Source organism: Streptomyces sp. NPDC005955 (assembly GCF_042871255.1).
In the GTDB taxonomy this organism is placed as follows: domain Bacteria; phylum Actinomycetota; class Actinomycetes; order Streptomycetales; family Streptomycetaceae; genus Streptomyces.
Genome location: NZ_JBIAIF010000003.1, coordinates 356,192 through 375,276 on the forward strand (window position 1 = coordinate 356,192; position 19,085 = coordinate 375,276).

The 19,085-nt window shown below is 71.4% G+C and carries 15 protein-coding genes; 11 read left to right on the plus strand and 4 right to left on the minus strand.

Annotated features, from left to right (window positions below):
* Positions 1-43 precede the first annotated feature (43 nt).
* The 5 genes from ACFYOU_RS10045 to ACFYOU_RS10065 all read left to right on the plus strand — a co-directional run bounded on the left by ACFYOU_RS10045 (position 44) and on the right by ACFYOU_RS10065 (position 6,614).
* Entirely contained in the window at positions 44-835 is a 792-nt protein-coding gene (locus ACFYOU_RS10045) for a PspA/IM30 family protein (RefSeq protein ID WP_389767051.1), read from the plus strand.
* A 32-nt stretch (positions 836-867) separates the two neighbouring features.
* Positions 868-1,146, plus strand: a complete 279-nt coding sequence (locus tag ACFYOU_RS10050; RefSeq protein WP_389767049.1) for a hypothetical protein — start codon at positions 868-870, stop codon at positions 1,144-1,146.
* 140 nt (positions 1,147-1,286) lie between these two features.
* Positions 1,287-2,645, plus strand: coding sequence for a sensor histidine kinase (locus tag ACFYOU_RS10055; RefSeq protein WP_389767047.1), 1,359 nt, complete (start codon positions 1,287-1,289; stop codon positions 2,643-2,645).
* Entirely contained in the window at positions 2,642-3,319 is a 678-nt protein-coding gene (locus ACFYOU_RS10060; protein ID WP_389767045.1) for a response regulator, read from the plus strand. The genes ACFYOU_RS10055 and ACFYOU_RS10060 overlap by 4 nt, the downstream gene beginning before the upstream one ends.
* Positions 3,320-3,497: 178 nt before the next feature.
* Positions 3,498-6,614 carry an efflux RND transporter permease subunit gene (locus tag ACFYOU_RS10065; RefSeq protein WP_391304606.1) on the plus strand — a complete coding sequence of 1,039 codons (3,117 nt, stop codon included), beginning with the start codon at positions 3,498-3,500 and terminating at the stop codon, positions 6,612-6,614.
* Positions 6,615-7,072: 458 nt separating this feature from the next.
* On the opposite strand, the gene nadA is transcribed toward ACFYOU_RS10065, so the two are convergent.
* Positions 7,073-8,251, minus strand: a complete 1,179-nt coding sequence (nadA, locus tag ACFYOU_RS10070; protein WP_391304967.1) for a quinolinate synthase NadA — start codon at positions 8,249-8,251, stop codon at positions 7,073-7,075.
* Between the two features lie 372 nt (positions 8,252-8,623).
* Between nadA and ACFYOU_RS10075 the strand changes: the two genes are divergently transcribed.
* Positions 8,624-8,986 carry a HesB/IscA family protein gene (locus ACFYOU_RS10075; protein WP_385485743.1) on the plus strand — a complete coding sequence of 121 codons (363 nt, stop codon included), beginning with the start codon at positions 8,624-8,626 and terminating at the stop codon, positions 8,984-8,986.
* Positions 8,987-9,091: 105 nt separating this feature from the next.
* Here the strand turns inward: ACFYOU_RS10075 and ACFYOU_RS10080 are convergent, their stop codons facing one another.
* Positions 9,092-10,657, minus strand: a complete 1,566-nt coding sequence (locus tag ACFYOU_RS10080) for a hypothetical protein (RefSeq protein ID WP_391304607.1) — start codon at positions 10,655-10,657, stop codon at positions 9,092-9,094.
* A 142-nt stretch (positions 10,658-10,799) separates the two neighbouring features.
* The gene (locus ACFYOU_RS10085; RefSeq protein WP_391304609.1) at positions 10,800-11,015 is read right to left on the minus strand and encodes a hypothetical protein; all 216 of its coding nucleotides are present in this window, start codon (positions 11,013-11,015) and stop codon (positions 10,800-10,802) included.
* Positions 11,016-11,195: 180 nt separating this feature from the next.
* Between ACFYOU_RS10085 and ACFYOU_RS10090 the strand changes: the two genes are divergently transcribed.
* Positions 11,196-12,176, plus strand: coding sequence for a carbohydrate kinase family protein (locus tag ACFYOU_RS10090; protein ID WP_389767034.1), 981 nt, complete (start codon positions 11,196-11,198; stop codon positions 12,174-12,176).
* A 501-nt stretch (positions 12,177-12,677) separates the two neighbouring features.
* Here the strand turns inward: ACFYOU_RS10090 and ACFYOU_RS10095 are convergent.
* On the minus strand, positions 12,678-14,105 hold the full coding sequence (locus ACFYOU_RS10095; protein WP_391304610.1) for an aminotransferase class V-fold PLP-dependent enzyme: 1,428 nt from the start codon (positions 14,103-14,105) through the stop codon (positions 12,678-12,680).
* Between the two features lie 367 nt (positions 14,106-14,472).
* Here ACFYOU_RS10095 and coxB point away from each other — a divergent pair, with 367 nt between their 5' ends.
* The 4 genes from coxB (at position 14,473) to ACFYOU_RS10115 (ending at position 18,989) form a co-directional block, all read left to right on the plus strand.
* Positions 14,473-15,432, plus strand: coding sequence for a cytochrome c oxidase subunit II (coxB, locus tag ACFYOU_RS10100; protein WP_389767030.1), 960 nt, complete (start codon positions 14,473-14,475; stop codon positions 15,430-15,432).
* Entirely contained in the window at positions 15,429-17,183 is a 1,755-nt protein-coding gene (gene ctaD, locus ACFYOU_RS10105) for a cytochrome c oxidase subunit I (protein WP_387000220.1), read from the plus strand. Before coxB ends, ctaD begins: the two co-directional genes overlap by 4 nt.
* Positions 17,180-17,578, plus strand: a complete 399-nt coding sequence (locus tag ACFYOU_RS10110) for a cytochrome c oxidase subunit 4 (RefSeq protein WP_389767027.1) — start codon at positions 17,180-17,182, stop codon at positions 17,576-17,578. The genes ctaD and ACFYOU_RS10110 overlap by 4 nt, the downstream gene beginning before the upstream one ends.
* Before the next feature lie 145 nt (positions 17,579-17,723).
* Positions 17,724-18,989 (plus strand): Ig-like domain-containing protein, encoded by a 1,266-nt coding sequence (locus ACFYOU_RS10115; RefSeq protein ID WP_389767025.1) that lies wholly within the window; start codon positions 17,724-17,726, stop codon positions 18,987-18,989.
* Positions 18,990-19,085: the final 96 nt, after the last annotated feature.

Here is a 19,085-nt window from a genome sequence, read left to right on the forward strand (position 1 = left end):
AGAGTTAGAGCCGGAGTCCGTCAGAAGGGGGCGCGCGAAGCCCATGAGCGGTGTCATGAAGCGTATGGGGATGATCTTCCGCGCGAAGGCGAACAAGGCCCTTGACCGGGCCGAGGACCCGCGCGAGACCCTCGACTACTCGTACCAGAAGCAGCTGGAGCTGCTCCAGAAGGTCCGCCGCGGGGTCGCCGACGTGGCGACCTCCCGCAAGCGCCTGGAGCTCCAGCTCAACCAGCTCCAGAACCAGTCCAGCAAGCTGGAGGACCAGGGCCGCAAGGCGCTGGCGCTCGGCCGGGAGGACCTCGCCCGTGAGGCGCTGTCCCGCAGGGCCGCGCTCCAGCAGCAGGTCAGCGATCTGGAGACGCAGCACCAGACCCTCCAGGGCGAGGAGGAGAAGCTGACCCTCGCGGCCCAGCGGCTCCAGGCCAAGGTCGATGCCTTCCGCACCAAGAAGGAGACCATCAAGGCCACCTACACCGCCGCCCAGGCCCAGACCCGGATCGGCGAGGCGTTCACCGGCATCTCCGAGGAGATGGGCGACGTCGGCCTCGCGATCCAGCGCGCCGAGGACAAGACCGCGCAGCTCCAGGCACGTGCCGGCGCGATCGACGAACTGCTCGCCTCGGGCGCCCTCGACGACCCCACGGGCACGGCGAAGGACGACATCGCCGCGGAGCTGGACCGCATCTCCGGCGGCACCGACGTGGAGTTGGAACTCCAGCGCATGAAGGCCGAGCTGGCCGGGGGCTCCACCTCGCAGCAGGCCATCGAAGGCGGCCAGCAGGCCCCCGGGAACCAGCAGCAGCGGGACACCCCGCGCTTCGACAAGCAGTAGGCCCGGGCCGCACACACGCCTAGGAGGGCGTCATGATCGTACGGATCATGGGGGAGGGCCAGGTACGGCTCGCGGACAGCCACGTCACCGAGCTGAACACCTTGGACGACGAACTGCTCGCAGAGCTGGAGAGCGGGGACACCCCCGGATTCCGGCGGACCCTCTCCGCCCTCCTCGATCGGGTGCGGGAGCTGGGGAGCCCCCTGCCCGACGACTCCCTGGAACCGTCGGAGCTGATCCTCCCGTCCCCGGACGCCAGCCTCGACCAGATCAGGGCCCTGCTGACGGACGAGGGCCTGATCCCCAACTGATCCCCGCCGATCTCCCCTCCGGTGCCCGGTGACGCCCTCCGGCGCCCGGTGACACCGACCGAAGGGCCGTGCCGTACCCGACCAGGGCGGTGCGGCCACCGCCGCCCGTGCCGCACCCCGACCCGGCTAACGTTCCTGAGGTGACCCCCTTGGACCGGGCCAGGAACAGCTGGGGCTGGCTGCGTGCCCACCCCACCGTGGCCGACGGCGCCCTCGCCCTGGGCGTCCTCACCGTCATGCTCTGCGTCGCGATGATGAACCCCTACGGGCCGGCCGCGCAGCACGGCCCCATGGTGTGGAGCACCCGCACCCCGGGCGCCCTCAGCCTGGTCCTGATGCCGCTGGCCGCCGCGACCCTGGCGTTCCGCCGCCGCGCCCCCCTGCCCGTCCTGTGGGCCACGGGCCTCCTTTCCTTCGTGGAACTGCTGTTCAGCGAACCCCGGGCCCCGGTCGCGATGGCCGCCGTCTGCGCGCTCTACACCGTCGCCGCGCGCACCGACCGCCCCACGGCCTGGCGGGTCGGCCTGCTGACGATGACCGCCCTGACCGGCGCGGCGATGCTCGCCGGCCCGATGCCCTGGTACACCCAGGAGAACCTCGGCATATTCGCCTGGACCGGCATGGCCGCGGCCGCCGGCGACGCGGTCCGCAGCCGCCGGGCCTTCGTCGACGCCATCCGCGAACGCGCCGAACGCGCCGAACGCACCCGCGAGGAGGAGGCACGGCGCCGGGTCGCGGAGGAGCGCCTGCGCATCGCCCGCGACCTGCACGACGTGGTCGCCCACCACATCGCCCTGGTCAACGTCCAGGCGGGCGTCGCGGCGCACCTCATGGACCGGCGCCCCGACCAGGCCAAGGAGGCGCTGGCCCACGTCCGCGAGGCGAGTCGGTCGGCCCTCGGCGAACTGCGCGCCACGGTCGGGCTGCTCCGGCAGAGCGGCGACCCGGAGGCCCCCGTCGAACCCACCTCCGGCCTCGACCGGCTCGAAGAGCTCGCCGATACCTTCCGGCACGCCGGGCTGCGCGTCGAGGTGGCCCGCGGCGACCAGGGCAGCCGCCCGCCCGCCGCGGTCGACCTGGCCGCGTACCGGATCATCCAGGAGGCGCTGACCAATGTCCGCAAGCACGCCGGGGGCCGCGCCCGCGCCGAGGTGAGCGTCGTACGGGTGGGCCCCCACATCGAGGTCACCGTGCTGGACGACGGCTCCCGGGCCGCCCGCGCCGAGGCCGCCGCCGACCCCGCCACCCCGCCCGACCCGGCCCTGCCGTCCCAGGCCGGCCCGGACCGGTCGGAGCAGCGGACGCGTCCCGACCCGTCGGGCCATCAGGACCAGCCGGGCGGCGGCCACGGACTGCTGGGCATGCGGGAACGCGCCACCGCGCTCGGCGGCGTCCTCACGGCAGGTCCCCGGTACGGGGGAGGGTTCCGGGTCCATGCGATCCTGCCGGTCAAGACCCGCACCGGGCACGGTGCGGGGGAGACGGAGGAACCGCCGTGACCATCCGGGTGCTGCTCGCCGACGACCAAGCCCTCCTGCGCAGCGCCTTCCGGGTCCTCGTCGAGTCCGAGCCCGACATGGAAGTGGTCGGCGAGGCGTCCGACGGCGCCGAAGCCGTCCGGATCGCCGCCGAGACGGTGCCCGACGTGGTCCTGATGGACATCCGGATGCCCGGCACCGACGGGCTCAGCGCCACCCGGCTGATCTGCCGGGACCCCGCGCTGTCCACGGTGCGGGTGGTGATGCTGACGACGTTCGAGGTCGACGAGTACGTCGTGCAGTCGCTGCGCGCCGGCGCCTCCGGGTTCCTCGGCAAGGGCTCCGAGCCGGAGGAACTGCTCGACGCGATCCGGCTCGCCGCAGTGGGCGAGGCCCTGCTGTCCCCCGCCGCGACCAAGGGCCTGATCGCCCGGTTCCTCGCCCAGGGCGACGACTCCGACCCCGCCGGCCGCGCCGACTCCGAGCGGCTCGACGCGCTCACCGGCCGGGAACGGGAAGTCCTCGTCCAGGTCGCCGGCGGCCTCTCCAACGACGACATCGCCGAACGCCTCCAGGTCTCGCCGCTCACCGTGAAGACCCACGTCAACCGGGCGATGGCCAAGCTCGGCGCCCGTGACCGCGCCCAACTCGTCGTCATCGCCTACGAGTCGGGCCTCGTGCGGCCGCGCGGCTAGACCGGCTGCGCACTACCCCTCAAGGTGTAGATCGCCTACTACACCCGCAGTATGCGCGGCATAAAGGAAAGCGACCTGGGAGCGAGGGATCGGCCTTCCGCGATGGCACAGGGTAGGGGAGGGGGCTGCGAAGACGCGCCTCCCTCCGCGCCCAGCCACAGAAGAGAGACCGTCACCCATGTCCTGGCTGTCGAAGTTCAGCCTCGCTCAACGGGCCCTGATCGGGCTGATGTCGATCATCGCGATCGTCTTCGGCGCCATAGCGATTCCGCAGCTCAAGCAGCAGCTCCTGCCCTCCATCGAACTGCCGATGGTGTCGGTGCTCGCCCCGTACCAGGGTGCCTCGCCCGACGTGGTCGAGAAGCAGGTCGTCGAGCCGCTGGAAGACAGCATCGAAGCGGTCGACGGCATCACCGGCGTCACGGCCACCGCCAGCGAGGGCAACGCCGTCCTCATGGCGCAGTTCGACTACGGTGACGGCTCGAAGCAGATCATCGCCGACGTCCAGCAGGCCGTGAACCGGGTCCGCTCCCAGCTGCCGGCCGAGGTCGACCCCCAGGTCATCGCCGGGTCCACCGACGACATGCCGACCGTCGTCCTCGCCGCCTCCTCCGACAAGGACCAGCAGGCGCTCAAGGACCAGCTCGACCGCACCGTCGTGCCCAAGCTCAAGGAGATCGACGGCGTCGGTCAGGTCACCATCGACGGTGTCCGCGACCTCCAGGTCACCGTCACCCCCGACGACAAGAAGATGGCGCGGGCCGGGGTGAGCGCCCCGGTCCTCGGCCAGGCCATCCAGGCCGGCGGCGCCACCGTCCCCGCGGGCTCCTTCGAGGAGGACGGCAACAACCGCACGGTCCAGGTCGGCGGCGGCTTCACCTCCGTCCAGCAGATCCAGGACCTGATGGTCACCGGCGAGGGCGTCAAGAAGCCCGTGCGGCTCGCCGACGTCGCCACCGTGAAGCAGGAGCCGGCGAAGGCCGACTCCATCACCCGCACCAACGGCGAACGCAGCCTCGCCATCGTGGTCACCATGGACCAGGACGGCAGCTCGGTCGCGATCTCCGAGGCCGTCGAGGACGCCCTGGCGGACCTGCGCGCCGACCTGGGCGCCGGTGCCTCGCTCGCCGTCGTCACCGACCAGGGACCCGCGGTCTCCAAGGCGATCGACGGCCTCACCACCGAAGGCGCCCTCGGGCTGCTCTTCGCCGTCATCGTCATCCTGGTCTTCCTCGCCTCGATCCGCTCGACGCTGGTCACCGCGGTCTCCATCCCGCTGTCCATCGTCCTCGCGCTGATCGTGCTGTGGAGCCGGGACCTCTCGCTCAACATGCTGACCCTGGGCGCCCTGACCATCGCCATCGGCCGGGTGGTCGACGACTCGATCGTCGTCCTGGAGAACATCAAGCGGCACCTCGGCTACGGCGAGGAGCGCAAGGAGGCCATCCTCACCGCCGTCAAGGAGGTCGCGGGCGCGGTCACCTCCTCGACGCTCACCACCGTCGCCGTGTTCCTGCCCATCGGCCTCGTCGGCGGCATGGTCGGCGCGCTGTTCGGCTCCTTCAGCCTCACCGTGACGGCCGCGCTGCTCGCCTCGCTGCTGGTGTCGCTGACCGTCGTCCCGGTCCTCTCGTACTGGTTCCTGCGGCCCCCGAAGTCCGTGCGCGGGGTCGACGCGGAGGAGGCCCGCCGCCAGGCCGAGGAGAAGGAGGCCCGCAGCCGCCTCCAGCGCACGTACGTGCCCGTGCTGCGGTTCGCCACCCGACGCCGTCTGGTCAGCCTCGGCATAGCCGTCGTCGTCCTGCTCGCCACCTTCGGCATGGCGCCGCTGCTCAAGACGAACTTCTTCGACCCGGGCGAGCAGGAAGTCCTCACCATCCGCCAGGAGTTGAAGCCCGGCACCGGGCTGGCCGCCTCCGACGCGGCGGCCCGCAAGGTCGAGAAGATGCTCGACGGGGTCGAGGGCATCGAGAACTACCAGGTCACCGTCGGTTCCTCCGGCTTCATGGCGGCCTTCGGCGGCAGCACCGACACCAACCAGGCGACCTACCAGGTCACCCTGGAGGACGACGCGTCCTACGAGGACACCCAGGACCGCATCGAGGCCGGGCTCGGCAAGCTCTCCGGCATCGGCGAGACCACCCTCTCCGTCGGCGACGGCTTCGGCGCCCAGGACCTCAGCGTGGTCGTCAAGGCCGCCGACCCCGCGGTGCTGCGCAAGGCGTCCGACGAGGTCCGCGACGAGATCGCGAAGCTCGACGACGTCACCGACGTCCAGAGCAACCTCTCGCAGTCCGTCCCGCGGATCTCCGTCAAGGCCAACGACAAGGCCGCCCGGGCGGGGCTCACCGACGCCACCCTCGGCGCGGCCGTCGCCCAGGCGGTGCGCGGCACCACCACCGGCAAGGCGGTGCTGGGCGACGCCGAGCGCGACATCGTGATCCGCTCGGCGCAGTCCGCCACCACCCTGGACGAACTGAAGGACCTGCCCATCGGTCAGGCCCGGCTCGGTGACCTCGCCGTGGTCGAACTCGTCGACGGTCCCGTCTCCATGACCCGCATCGACGGCCAGCGCTCGGCCACCGTCACGGCCCGGCCGACCGGCGAGAACACCGGCGCGGTCAGCTCGGAACTCCAGACGAAGATCAACGCGCTGAAGCTGCCCGAGGGGGCCACCGCGTCCATCGGCGGGGTGTCCGAGGACCAGGAGGACGCGTTCGCCTCCCTCGGCCTCGCCATGCTCGCGGCCATCGCCATCGTGTTCATGCTGCTGGTGGCGGCCTTCAAGTCGCTCGTCCAGCCGCTGATCCTGCTGGTGTCCATCCCGTTCGCGGCGACCGGCGCGCTCGGCCTGCTCATCGTGACCGGTACGCCGCTGGGCGTGCCCGCGATGATCGGCATGCTGATGCTCATCGGCATCGTGGTCACCAACGCGATCGTCCTCATCGACCTCATCAACCAGTACCGCGCCCAGGGGTACGGGGTCGTGGAGGCGGTCGTCGAGGGCGGCCGGCACCGGTTGCGTCCGATCCTCATGACCGCGCTGGCCACGATCTTCGCGCTGCTGCCGATGGCCCTCGGGGTCACCGGTGAGGGCGGGTTCATCGCGAAGCCGCTCGCGGTGGTGGTGATCGGTGGGCTGATCAGCTCGACGCTGTTGACGCTGTTGCTCGTGCCGACGCTGTACGCGATGGTCGAGCTCCGCAAGGAGCGGAGGCGCGCGAAGCGCGAGGCGAAGCGGGCTGGGGCGTCCTTGCCCCAGCAGTCCGACTCTCCGGAGCCGGCCCGCACGTGATCCCTCCGGGTGGGCCCCCCGATCCTGTACGGGTCGGGGGGCCCACCCGTTTCCGCAAGCTGCGCGATGCTCACCCGCGCCCCTTTGGGTACGTCCACCTGCGCGTGCGCTGTCCTGCGGGGTGCGCTGGTCGTCTTGCGCAGTTCCCCGCGCCCCTTTGAGGTACGTCCACCTGCGCGTGCGCTGTCGTGCGGGGTGCGCTGTGCTCACCCGCGCAGTTCCCCGCGCCCCTATCGGGGCGCCCTGCGGGCCGGAGCGCCCTGTGGGGTGGGGTGCGGGTCGGGGCGGGCCGCACCTGACGCCGTACCCCGAGCCGGGCGCACCTGATCAGGGGCGCGGGGAACTGCGCGAAACACCAGCGCACCCGCACGGGAGCAGCGCACGCCCGCAGGGACGCACCCGAAGGGGGCGCGAGGAACGGCGCGGGCAACCACAGCGCACCCCACCGCAAAAGACCCCTACGGGAGAGCAAGCATGCGTTCCAGCGCGAGCTTGGCGAACCGCTCGGTCTCCGGATCGACACTGATCCGATTGACCACCTTGCCGTCGGCCAACGACTCCAGCGTCCACACCAGGTGCGGCAGGTCGATCCGGTTCATGGTCGAGCAGAAGCACACCGTCTTGTCGAGGAAGACGATCTCCTTGCCCTCCGGGGCGAAACGGTTCGCCAACCGCCGCACCAGATTCAGCTCCGTGCCGATCGCCCAACTGGACCCCGCGGGCGCGGCCTCCAGCGCCTTGATGATGTACTCGGTCGACCCCACGTAGTCCGCCGCCGCGACGACCTCGTTGCGGCACTCGGGGTGGACGAGCACGTTGACCCCGGGGATGCGGGCCCGCACGTCCTCCACGGACTCCAGCGAGAAGCGCCCGTGCACCGAGCAGTGCCCCCGCCACAGGATCATCTTCGCGGCCCGCAACTGCTCCGGGGTCACCCCGCCGCCCGGCTTGTGCGGGTTGTAGACGATGCAGTCCTCCAGGGACATGCCCATGTCCCGCACCGCGGTGTTGCGCCCGAGGTGCTGGTCGGGCAGGAACAGCACCTGCTCGCCCTGGGCGAACGCCCAGTCGAGCGCCTTCCGGGCGTTGGACGAGGTGCAGATCGTCCCTCCGTGCCGTCCGGTGAACGCCTTGATGTCCGCGGACGAGTTCATGTACGAGACGGGCACGACCCGCTCGGCTATGCCGGCCTCGGTCAGCACGTCCCAGCACTCGGCGACCTGCTCGGCGGTGGCCATGTCGGCCATGGAGCACCCGGCGGCGAGGTCCGGCAGGACGACCTTCTGGGCGTCCCCGGTCAGGATGTCGGCCGACTCGGCCATGAAGTGCACACCGCAGAAGACGATGTACTCGGCCTCGGGGCGCGCCGCGGCATCGCGCGCCAGCTTGAACGAGTCGCCCGTGACGTCCGCGAACTGGATGACCTCGTCGCGCTGGTAGTGGTGCCCCAGGACGAAGACCTTGTTGCCGAGCTTCTCCTTGGCCGCCCGGGCCCGTTCCACCAGGTCGGGGTCGGAGGGCGAGGGCAGGTCACCGGGACACTCCACGCCGCGCTCGCTGCGCGGGTCGGCCTCCCGGCCGAGCAGCAGCAGGGCCAACGGAGTCGGTTGGACGTCCAGGGGCTGGGCGGTGGTCACGATCACGCACCCTTTCTCTGCGGGGTCTGACCCCGGCGGCTCACAGGCGGCCTCCGGACCGGGGGGTGGCCCGGCCCAGAGGCCCCTTTTCGTCGTTCTGACGTTATCTATCATAACTGCTTCACGTCAGTTTGACGATGGCCATCGTGTCGATGTGACGCATTCCCCCCGGGGTCACCGACGCGCCCCGGACCAGGCGTGTTCCCGGGCGCGGGGCTCCCCGGAAGGAACGTGCTCGCGCCCGCGCCCCGTGTGCGAGCATGGGAAGCGCAAGGCAAGACGCCGAACACGCACGCGGGCCCGGAATGAATCCGCCGCACCGCCGGTTGTTACGTCGGCAAGCAGTCTCCGTACAACCCGGGAGAGATGTAGATGTCCGTATCGGACGAGACCACGACCGCCACCGACACCGACGGCATCATCCTGTCCGACGCCGCCGCGTCCAAGGTCAAGGCTCTGCTCGACCAGGAAGGCCGCGAGGACCTGGCCCTGCGGGTCGCCGTACAGCCCGGCGGCTGCTCCGGCCTGCGCTACCAGCTCTTCTTCGACGAGCGCTCCCTCGACGGGGACGTCGTGAAGGACTTCGACGGCGTCAAGGTCGTCACCGACCGCATGAGCGCCCCCTACCTGGGCGGCGCCTCCATCGACTTCGTCGACACCATCGAGAAGCAGGGCTTCACGATCGACAACCCGAACGCCACGGGCTCCTGCGCCTGCGGCGACTCCTTCAGCTGACGCGGCCCGACCGGTCGGCCGTCCCCGCGACGGACCGCAGCGTCCCCGCACCGCATCAGGCGGTACCCCGTGACGGGGTACCGCCTGACGTGCGTTCCGCGCCGGCTACCGCGCGCCGCCGCGATCCGTGCCCGGCCACCCCCGCGGAGCGCGGTCCGGCACCGGCGCGCCCTTCGTGTCCACGACCTCGCGGTCCCCGAGCGGCCCGTCGAGGCGCACGGTCCGCTCCTCGTGCACCGCGACCGCCGCGCAGGCCCGTCCCGGCTCGGTGGTCTGCGTGACCCGTACGGTCACCCGGCCCTGCTGCTCGCGCGCGCTCGCCGCATAGGTGGGGCAGAGCCCGCCGACGAAGTGCAGCACCAGTTCGTCGACGGTGCCGCCCTCGACCTTCCTGACCGAGTACCACGCGACGTCGACGTCCGAGGTCTCGGTGCCCTCGCCCGCCTCGGGCCGCGGCGACGGCGAACCGCCCGGCGCGGTCAGGTGCGCGGGGGAGACCGCCGGCTGGGTCACCGTGTACGGGGTGCCGGAGCCGTCCGGGGTCACCTCGAACAACCAGGACGGGACCAGGACCGAACGGCCCCCGGAGAGCTGGGCGGCCAGCCCGAACTCCGCCCCCGTGATCCACAGCGGATCCTTCTCCGGCGCGGCCTTCGCCGACCCCTCGCCGCAGGGCGCGGCGATCCGGTCCTCGTGCGGGACGGCGGTCGCACAGCCGCCGATGCCCACCGGCTGCCCGTCGCCCGCCCCGTTCAACAGCCCGAGCGCCTTCGCCGCGCTGATCGTCGGATAGGTGTCCCCCTCGACCAGCTCGGCCAACCGGCCGCTGCCCCCGGTGACCTCGCCACCGGGGCCGATGTGCAGCCCGGTCGACCAGCCGAAGGTGGGCGAACCGGCCACCACCGGCGCCGCGTTCACCACCCGGGCCGACCCCAGGACCTGCCGCGCGTCGACCTTCGCGGCGTCCTGTCCGAGGGCCTTGAGCACCGGAGCGGCGGCGGCCTTCGCAGCGGCCTCGCCGATCGGCGCGGTGCCCCGGGACCCGCCGGGGACCCGGGCCGGCCGGCGCTCCTCGTCGGGGGTGCAGCGGGTCCCCGAGGTGCAGGAGTCCGAACCCCCCGCGTACCGCGTGAACGTCCAGGTCCCCACGTCGTCCCGGGCGACCTGGAGCGACGGGCTGCCGTCGGCCGCGCCGACCCGCCAGGTGCTGCCGTTCAGCACCGGTTCGCCCGGGACGCCCAACGCCCCGGCCAGTCCGCTGACCGCGGACCGCTCCACCGGCGAGCCCGGTCGGTACACGGCCGCGCGGGCGGGACCCTTCGGCAGCTTCCCCCGTGCCTCGTAGCGCGGGCCGCCGGGGTCGGGCTCACCGGGTGCGATCCCCGGGCCGTCGCCACCGGCCCCCTGCTGACCGTCGAGGGCCAGCGGCGGGGGAGTGTCACCGCCCTTGCCCGGGGGCGCGGCCCGCCCCGCCGGTCCGTTGCCGGAGGCGGCCATGGCCAGATACGTTCCACCGCCCCCGACCAGCACCACCGCCGCGACGGCGGCGACCGTCACGCGGGAGCGGCGCAGCCCTCCCCACCGGGCTCCGCCGCGGGGCCGCGGCGCACCCGCGGCGTCGGCACCCTCGACGCCACCGGGACCGTCCGGGTCGACCGGGTTGCTGCTCACCGCATCGCTCCTTCGCCTGCGCCGCGGTCGCCTGGTGCTCCCGCGGCGGGTCGTAGAACTGGTCCGCCGGTGCGGCGGACAGCGATGGGACGCGGTGGGCGGGCGCACGGTTCCGCCGCCCGCCGGAGCTCACCCGAACGGCTCACCCCCCGTACGTCGACCGCTCGAACATCGGGTCCAGCAGACGGGCGGAGGAGGCGGGCACGACGACCCCGTGCAGCGGAGCGGGCCGGGGCGCGGCGGTGCGCCGGAGGTCCGGGGTCCAGTGCGGGGCCATCCGGGCGCAGTCCCCCCGCAGGGCGGCCAGGCCGCCGTCGAGGTCGTACGGAGCGGGGTCCCGGAGGCGGAGGTTCGTCATAGGGCAACGGTAGGCGTCAGGGCGCGCGCGGAAAAAGCCCTACTATCGGGTAGTTTCGAACTTTCGCCAGGTTCGGACCGTTGCGGTGAACGGGTAGCGTGAAGTGTTCACTCACCGGGTCCCGGTCGACCGCCGCGGACCCGTCCAGCCGCCCCGAATTTCCCACAGGAGCGCCTCGCCGTGCGTATCGCAGTCACCGGCTCCATCGCCACCGACCATCTGATGACCTTCCCCGGACGGTTCGCCGAGCAACTCGTCGCTGATCAACTGCACACGGTCTCCCTTTCCTTCCTCGTCGACACCCTCGACGTGCGCCGCGGCGGGGTCGGCGCCAACATCGCCTTCGGCATGGGACAGCTGGGGGCGAACCCGATCCTGGTCGGGGCCGCCGGCGCCGACTTCGACGAGTACCGCGCCTGGCTCGACCGGCACGGCGTGGACACCGAGTCCGTCCGCATCTCCGAGGTCCTGCACACGGCCCGGTTCGTCGTCACCACCGACGCCGACCACAACCAGATCGGCTCCTTCTACACGGGTGCCATGAGCGAGGCCCGGCTCATCGAGCTGAAGGCGGTCGCGGACCGGGTCGGCGGACTCGACCTCGTCCTGATCGGCGCCGACGACCCCGAGGGCATGCTCCGCCACACCGAGGAGTGCCGCAGCCGGAACATCCCCTTCGCCGCGGACTTCTCCCAGCAGATCGCCCGGATGAACGGCGACGAGATCCGGATACTGCTGGACGGCGCGGCGTACCTCTTCTCCAACGAGTACGAGAAGGGCCTCATCGAGGCCAAGACCGGCTGGAGCGACCAGGAGATCCTCGGCCGGGTCGGCCACCGGGTCACCACCCTCGGTGCGCGGGGCGTGCGCATCGAGCGGGTCGGACACGACCCCATCGAGGTCGGGGTCCCCGCGGAGGACGCGAAGGTCGACCCCACCGGGGTCGGTGACGCGTTCCGTGCCGGGTTCCTGTCCGGTCTCGCCTGGGGCGTCGGCCTGGAGCGGGCCGCCCAGGTCGGTTGCATGGTCGCGACCCTCGTCATCGAAACGCTCGGCACGCAGGAGTACCAGCTCCGCCGGGTCCACTTCATGGAGCGCTTCACCAAGGCGTACGGAGACGAGGCCGCGCGAGAGGTCCAGTCGCACCTGACTTGCCCCTGACGCGTCTCGCGGCCCGCGGTGCTCCAGCTGGTGGCGGGCCCCTGAGGCACGACCACCTGAGCGTGCGCTGCGCAGCGCGGTGCGCAGCGGTCACCCGCGCAGTTCCCCGCGCCCCCTCCGGGTGCGTCCATCCGACGGTGCGCCGTCCCGCTCGGGTGCGCTGTGCTCACCCGCGCAGTTCCCCGCGCCCCTACCGGGGCCCGCCTGCCACCTCGGCGGGGCCGGCGGCGGCTGCGGCGGGGCGTGCTGTCACGGCGGGGCGGACGGCGACGGCGAGGAGCGCCCGTGATCCAGGGGCGCGGGGAACTGCGCAACAGCGGGACGCACCCCCACGGGACAGCGCACCACCAGATGAACGCACCCGATCAGGGGCGCGGGGAACTGCGCGAAACCACAGCGCACCCGCACGGGACAGCGCACCGCCGGGTGGACGTACGGAAGGGGCGCGGGGAACTGCGCGGGCAACCACGACGCACCCGCACCCGACGACGGAACGGGACCTCACACCACCCGGACCACCCGGTAGGCCACCCCCCGCACCCCCGGCGACGCGCCGGCAAACCGCTGACCCCGCATCTCGCACCACGCAGGAACGTCCCACCGGGCAGCCTCATCGTCGGCGAGCACGACCACCGTCCCGCCCACCGGCACCCGCCCGATCACCTTCGCCAGCTCGATCACGGGCAACGGGCACCGCTTGCCCAGCGCGTCCACCACCAGCTCGCCCCCCTCGGCGCGGACCGGGTCCACCGGCTCCGACGGGCCCGGCGCAGCCGACCCGCCGGACTGCTCCCCGTGGGTGCCGCCACCCAACTTCCCGCGCACGGAGTCCACCACCGTCGGCAGCACCCCGAGGAACCGTTCGACCTCCTCGGCCGGGGTCCCGATCGGCAGCGACACCCGCACGTTCCCCTCACTGAGCACCCCCATCGCCCGCAGCACGTGGCTGGGCGTCAGCGTGCTGCTGGTGCACGAGGACCCGGACGACACGGAGAACCCGGCCCGGTCCAACTCGGACAGCACGCTCTCGCCGTCCACGTACAGACAGGAGAAGGTGACGAGGTGCGGCAGCCGCCGCTCCGGGTCGCCCACGACCGTCGTGTCCGGGACCAGCGCCGTCACCCGCTCCCGCACCCGTGCGGTCAGCGCCCGCAGCCGCGCCCCCTCCGCATCGGCCTCCGCCCGCACCGCCCGCAGCGAGGCGACCGCCGCGACGACCGCCGGAACGTTCTCGAAGCCGGGCGCCCGACCCGACTCCCGCTCGTCCACCGGCCCCCGCGGGGCGAACCGCACCCCCTTGCGCACCACGAGCAGCCCCACTCCGGCCGGCCCGCCCCACTTGTGGGCGCTGCCCGTCAACAGGGACCAACCGCCGGGCACCGGTCCCCACGCGAGCGACTGCGCCGCGTCCACCAGGAGCGGCACCCCGGCCGCCCGGCACCGCTCGGCCACCTCGGCGACCGGCTGCTCCGTGCCCACCTCGTGATTGGCCGACTGGAGGCACGCCAGGGCGGAGTCCGGCCGCAGCAGGTCCGCGAAGGCATCGGCCTCCACCGCTCCGGTCCGGGTCACCGGGGCCCGGGTGACGCTCCCGCCGGCCGCCTCGTGCACCTCGGCCGCGTGCAGCACGGAGGAGTGTTCGACCGCCGACACCAGCAGGTGGTCGCCCGCCCGGCGCCGGCCGGCCAGGGCGCCGGCCACCCCGTCGTGCACGGCCCGGGTGCCGGAAGGGGTGAAGACCAGCTCGTCGGGGCGGCACCCCAGGGCCTCCGCCGCCGCCTCCCGCGCCGCGTCCAGCAGCATGCGGGCCCGGCGGCCCTCGCGGTAGAGCCGGGCGGGGTCGGCCCACCCCTCGTCCAGGGACGCCTGGAGCGCCTGCCGGGCCACGGGGTGCAGCGGTGCGGAGGAAGCCGCGTCAAAGTAGGACACGCCCGTACCGTAACCCCGGCCCGCCTCCGGCCGTCCGGTCGGCCGCCCCGCCGGACGGGGGGCGCACACAGGCCGGGGGCCGGCGCCGGAGGGGCCGTCAGGAGCAGTGCCCCCGGGGCCGATCGGCCGCCCCCGCGGCCCGGCGGAACCTCCCGCTCCGTGTTGCGGTCGGGCCTCCGACCAGCGGTGCACCACCCCTTCGGGGAGTCGGACGGCGCGTTGGGCACCCTCCCCGCGCGACCCCAAATAGCGTCCAGTAGGGTTTGGTCCGCATAAACATCCAAACCCCTGCCCGACGCAGGGCGGCGACCGACCAGCGAGAAGGCCGCAGCCAACCGCGCGGGCGAGACTCTCGGGAAGGCGCTACGTGAGTCCCAACGGCTCCGACCGCTCGCCGCGGCGCCCGATGCGGCGGAAGCTGCTGCAGGCACTGACTGCGGGCCTGGTCCTGGCGACCGCCACCGGTTGCACATACAAGGACTTCCCCCGCCTGGGTATGCCCACCCCGACCACCGAGGAGGCGCCCCGCATCCTCTCCTTGTGGCAGGGTTCGTGGGCCGCCGCGCTCACCGTCGGCGTGCTGGTGTGGGGCTTGATCCTGTGGAGTGTCTTCTTCCACCGGCGCAGCCGCACCAAGGTCGAAGTTCCCCCCCAGACCCGGTACAACATGCCGCTAGAGGCGCTGTACACCGTGGTTCCGATCCTCATCGTCTCGGTGTTCTTCTACTTCACCGCGCGCGACGAGTCGAAGCTCCTGGCACTGGACGACAAGCCCGCCCACGTCGTGAACGTGGTCGGCTTCCAGTGGAGCTGGGCCTTCAACTACGTCGAGAAGGTGCCCGGCTCCACGGGCGACGCGAAGACGGACAAGAACCTGGCGGGGATTCCGAACCGCTTCAAGGAAGACTTCCCGGACAACGCGGGCGGCGTGTACGACGTCGGCGTTCCCGGTACCCGTAACCCCCAGACCGGCAACCCCGGTCCCACGCTCGTCCTCCCCAAGGGCGAGAAGGTCCGCTTCGTCCTCACCTCGCGCGACGTCATCCACTCCTTCTGGGTGGTGCCGTTCCTGATGAAGCTGGACGTCATCCCGGGCCACACCAACGCCTTCGAGGTGACCCCGAGCAAGGAGGGGACCTTCCTGGGCAAGTGCGCCGAGCTGTGCGGTACGGACCACTCCCGCATGCTCTTCAACGTCAAGGTCGTCTCCCCCGAGCGCTACCAGCAGTACTTGAAGGAGCTGGCGGACAAGGGGCAGACCGGTTACGTCCCGGCCGGCATTGAGCAGACGAGCCACGAGAAGAACCGGGAGACGAACCAGCTGTGAGCATCCTCAACGATCCTCCTCAGGGCGCAGAGGCGGCTGACGACTCGTACGAGAACGAGCTGCCGGTCCGTCGCAAGCAGCCCGGCAACGTCGTGGTCAAGTGGCTCACCACCACCGACCACAAGACGATCGGTACGTTGTACCTGATCACCTCGTTCGTCTTCTTCTGCGTCGGCGGCGTCATGGCGCTGTTCATGCGGGCCGAGCTGGCTCGCCCGGGCACGCAGATCATGTCGAACGAGCAGTTCAACCAGGCGTTCACGATGCACGGCACGATCATGCTGCTGATGTTCGCGACGCCGCTGTTCGCGGGCTTCGCGAACTGGATCATGCCGCTCCAGATCGGTGCCCCCGACGTCGCGTTCCCGCGGCTGAACATGTTCGCCTACTGGCTCTACCTGTTCGGCTCGCTCATCGCGGTCGCGGGCTTCCTGACCCCGAACGGCGCCGCCGACTTCGGTTGGTTCGCCTACTCGCCGCTGTCCGACGCGGTCCGCTCGCCGGGCGTCGGCGCGGACATGTGGATCATGGGTCTGGCGTTCTCCGGCTTCGGTACGATCCTCGGCTCGGTCAACTTCATCACCACCATCATCTGCATGCGCGCACCCGGCATGACGATGTTCCGCATGCCGATCTTCACCTGGAACGTGCTGCTGACCGGTGTGCTGGTCCTGCTCGCCTTCCCGGTGCTGGCCGCCGCGCTCTTCGCGCTGGAGGCCGACCGGAAGTTCGGCTCGATGATCTTCGATCCGGCCAACGGCGGAGCGTTGCTCTGGCAACACCTCTTCTGGTTCTTCGGCCACCCCGAGGTGTACATCATCGCCCTGCCGTTCTTCGGCATCATTTCCGAGATCCTGCCGGTGTTCAGCCGCAAGCCGATGTTCGGTTACTCCGGTCTGATCGGCGCGACGATCGCCATCGCGGGCCTTTCGGTCACGGTGTGGGCGCACCACATGTACGTCACCGGTGGCGTGCTCCTCCCGTTCTTCTCCTTCATGACGTTCCTCATCGCCGTTCCGACGGGTGTGAAGTTCTTCAACTGGATCGGAACGATGTGGAAGGGCTCGTTGTCCTTCGAGACACCGATGCTCTGGGCGATCGGCTTCCTGATCACCTTCACCTTCGGTGGTCTGACCGGTGTCATCCTGGCCTCGCCGCCGCTCGACTTCCACGTCTCCGACTCGTACTTCGTGGTGGCGCACTTCCACTACGTCATCTTCGGCACCGTGGTCTTCGCGATGTTCGCCGGCTTCCACTTCTGGTGGCCGAAGTTCACCGGCAAGATGCTGGACGAGCGCCTCGGCAAGATCACCTTCTGGACGCTGTTCATCGGCTTCCACGGCACGTTCCTGGTCCAGCACTGGCTGGGTGCCGAGGGAATGCCGCGCCGGTACGCCGACTACCTGGCGGCCGACGGCTTCACCGCCCTGAACACCATCTCCACGATCAGCTCCTTCGTGCTCGGTCTGTCGGTCCTGCCGTTCTTCTACAACGTCTGGAAGACCGCCAAGTACGGCAAGAAGGTCGAGGTGGACGACCCGTGGGGCTACGGCCGCTCCCTGGAGTGGGCCACGTCCTGCCCGCCGCCCCGGCACAACTTCGTCACCCTGCCGCGCATTCGCTCCGAATCGCCGGCGTTCGACCTGCACTACCCGGAGATCGCCGCGCTCGACCAGCTGGAGAACGCGGGCGGGCACCTCGGCCCCGGTTCCGGTGAGGCGCTGGCTGGCAGCAAGGAGGCCGGCAAGTGAAGATCCAGGGCAAGATGTTCATCTGGTTGAGCGTCTTCGTACTCGTCATGGCGATCGTCTACGGCGTGTGGTCGAAGGAGCCGGCCGGCACCACGGCGCTCTTCCTCGCCTTCGGCCTGTGCATCATGGTCGGCTACTACCTGGCCTTCACGGCCAAGCGGGTCGACGTGGGCGCGCAGGACAACAAGGACGCGGACGTCGCGGACGACGCCGGTGAGGTGGGCTTCTTCAGCCCGCACAGCTGGCAGCCGCTCGCCCTCGCCGTCGGTGGCGCGTTCGCCTTCTGCGGCGTCATCTTCGGCTGGTGGCTGCTGTACTTCTCGCTGCCGATCATCCTGGTCGGTCTGTGGGGCTGGGTCTTCGAGTACTACCACGGAGAGAACCAGAACCAGTAGCACCCGCTGAGCACCCGTACGGGCCCGGACCTCCCCTCGGAGGTCCGGGCCCTTGCGTTGCCCCCGGTGCGCCCCGCGTACCCCCGCACCCCCCGTACGGCCCACTCGCCGTGCCCGGCGCGCCGGACGTTCTTAGGCTCGGGCCATGAGCCACTCACCGCGAACGCGCACGGTCTTGAGCTGCACGATGCTGGTGGTCGCCCTCGTCGCGGGTGCCACCGCCTGTGGTGGTACCACCGACCATCCGCTGTCAGCCGCGCCGTACGACGCGGCGAGCCAGGTGGTCCTGGGCACCGCCTCGGGCAACGCCAAGCTCGACCCCGACCGCCCCCTGGAGATCACGGCCAAGCAGGGCGCGGGGGGCCGCATCACCGACGTCACGGCCACCGACGCCGCGGGACGCTACGTGGCGGGCAAACTCTCCGCCGACGGCACTCGTTGGCACACCACCGTCCCGCTGGCCGCAGGCGCCCATTACACGGCCCGGGTCAGCACCGAGAAGGCGGACGGCTCGCCGGGCCGGAAGGTCGTCACCTTCGACACGGGCGTCCCCGCCAAGAAACGCGAACTGAAGGTGACGTTCGGCCCCGACGAGGGCAAGTACGGCGTCGGCCAGCCCATCATCGCCGAGCTGAGCGAGCCGATCGAGGACAAGAAGGCCCGGGCCGCCGTCGAACGGGGCCTCCGGGTCGAGTCGCAGCCCGCGGTCGAGGGCGCCTGGCACTGGCTCAACGACGAGGTCCTGCACTACCGGCCCAAGGAGTACTGGCCCGTCAACGCCACGATCACGGCACGCAGCACCCTGGACGGCATCAAGGTCGGCGAGCGCCTCTGGGGCGGCGAGAGCGCCCCGTTGAAGCTCACCACGGGCGACAGGATCGTCGCGGTCACCGACGCCTCCTCGCACTACATGACGGTCTACCGCAACGGCGAGGAGATCAACTCCATCCCCGTCACCACCGGCAAGCCCGGCTTCTCGACCCGCAACGGCATCAAGGTGGTGCTCGGCAAGGAGTACTTCGTCCGGATGCGGGGCACCAGCATCGGCATCGCCGCGGGCACCTCGGAGTCGTACGACCTGCCCGTGTACTACGCCACCCGGGTCACCTGGAGCGGCGAGTACGTGCACGCGGCGCCCTGGTCGCTGGGCTCGCACGGCGCCGCCAACGTCAGCCACGGCTGCACGGGGATGAGCACCGGCAACGCCGCCTGGTTCTACGAGACCGTCCGACCGGGCGACCTCGTCAAGGTCGTCAACAGCTACGGCGAGGAGATGGACCCCTTCGGCAACGGGTACGGGGACTGGAACCTGGACTGGAAGGAGTGGCAGGAGGGCAGTGCCGTCCACGGCACCGGAGCCCCCCGCACCCCGCCGGCGGCCCAACAGGCCCGACTGCGCCCGGGAACCTGACCGGCCCGGCCGGCCCCTGGTGCCGCCCGGGCCCGCACGACACGCCCGGGCGGTGCGCACACCACCGGGCGTCCGGCACCCGAAAGATCGGGGGTC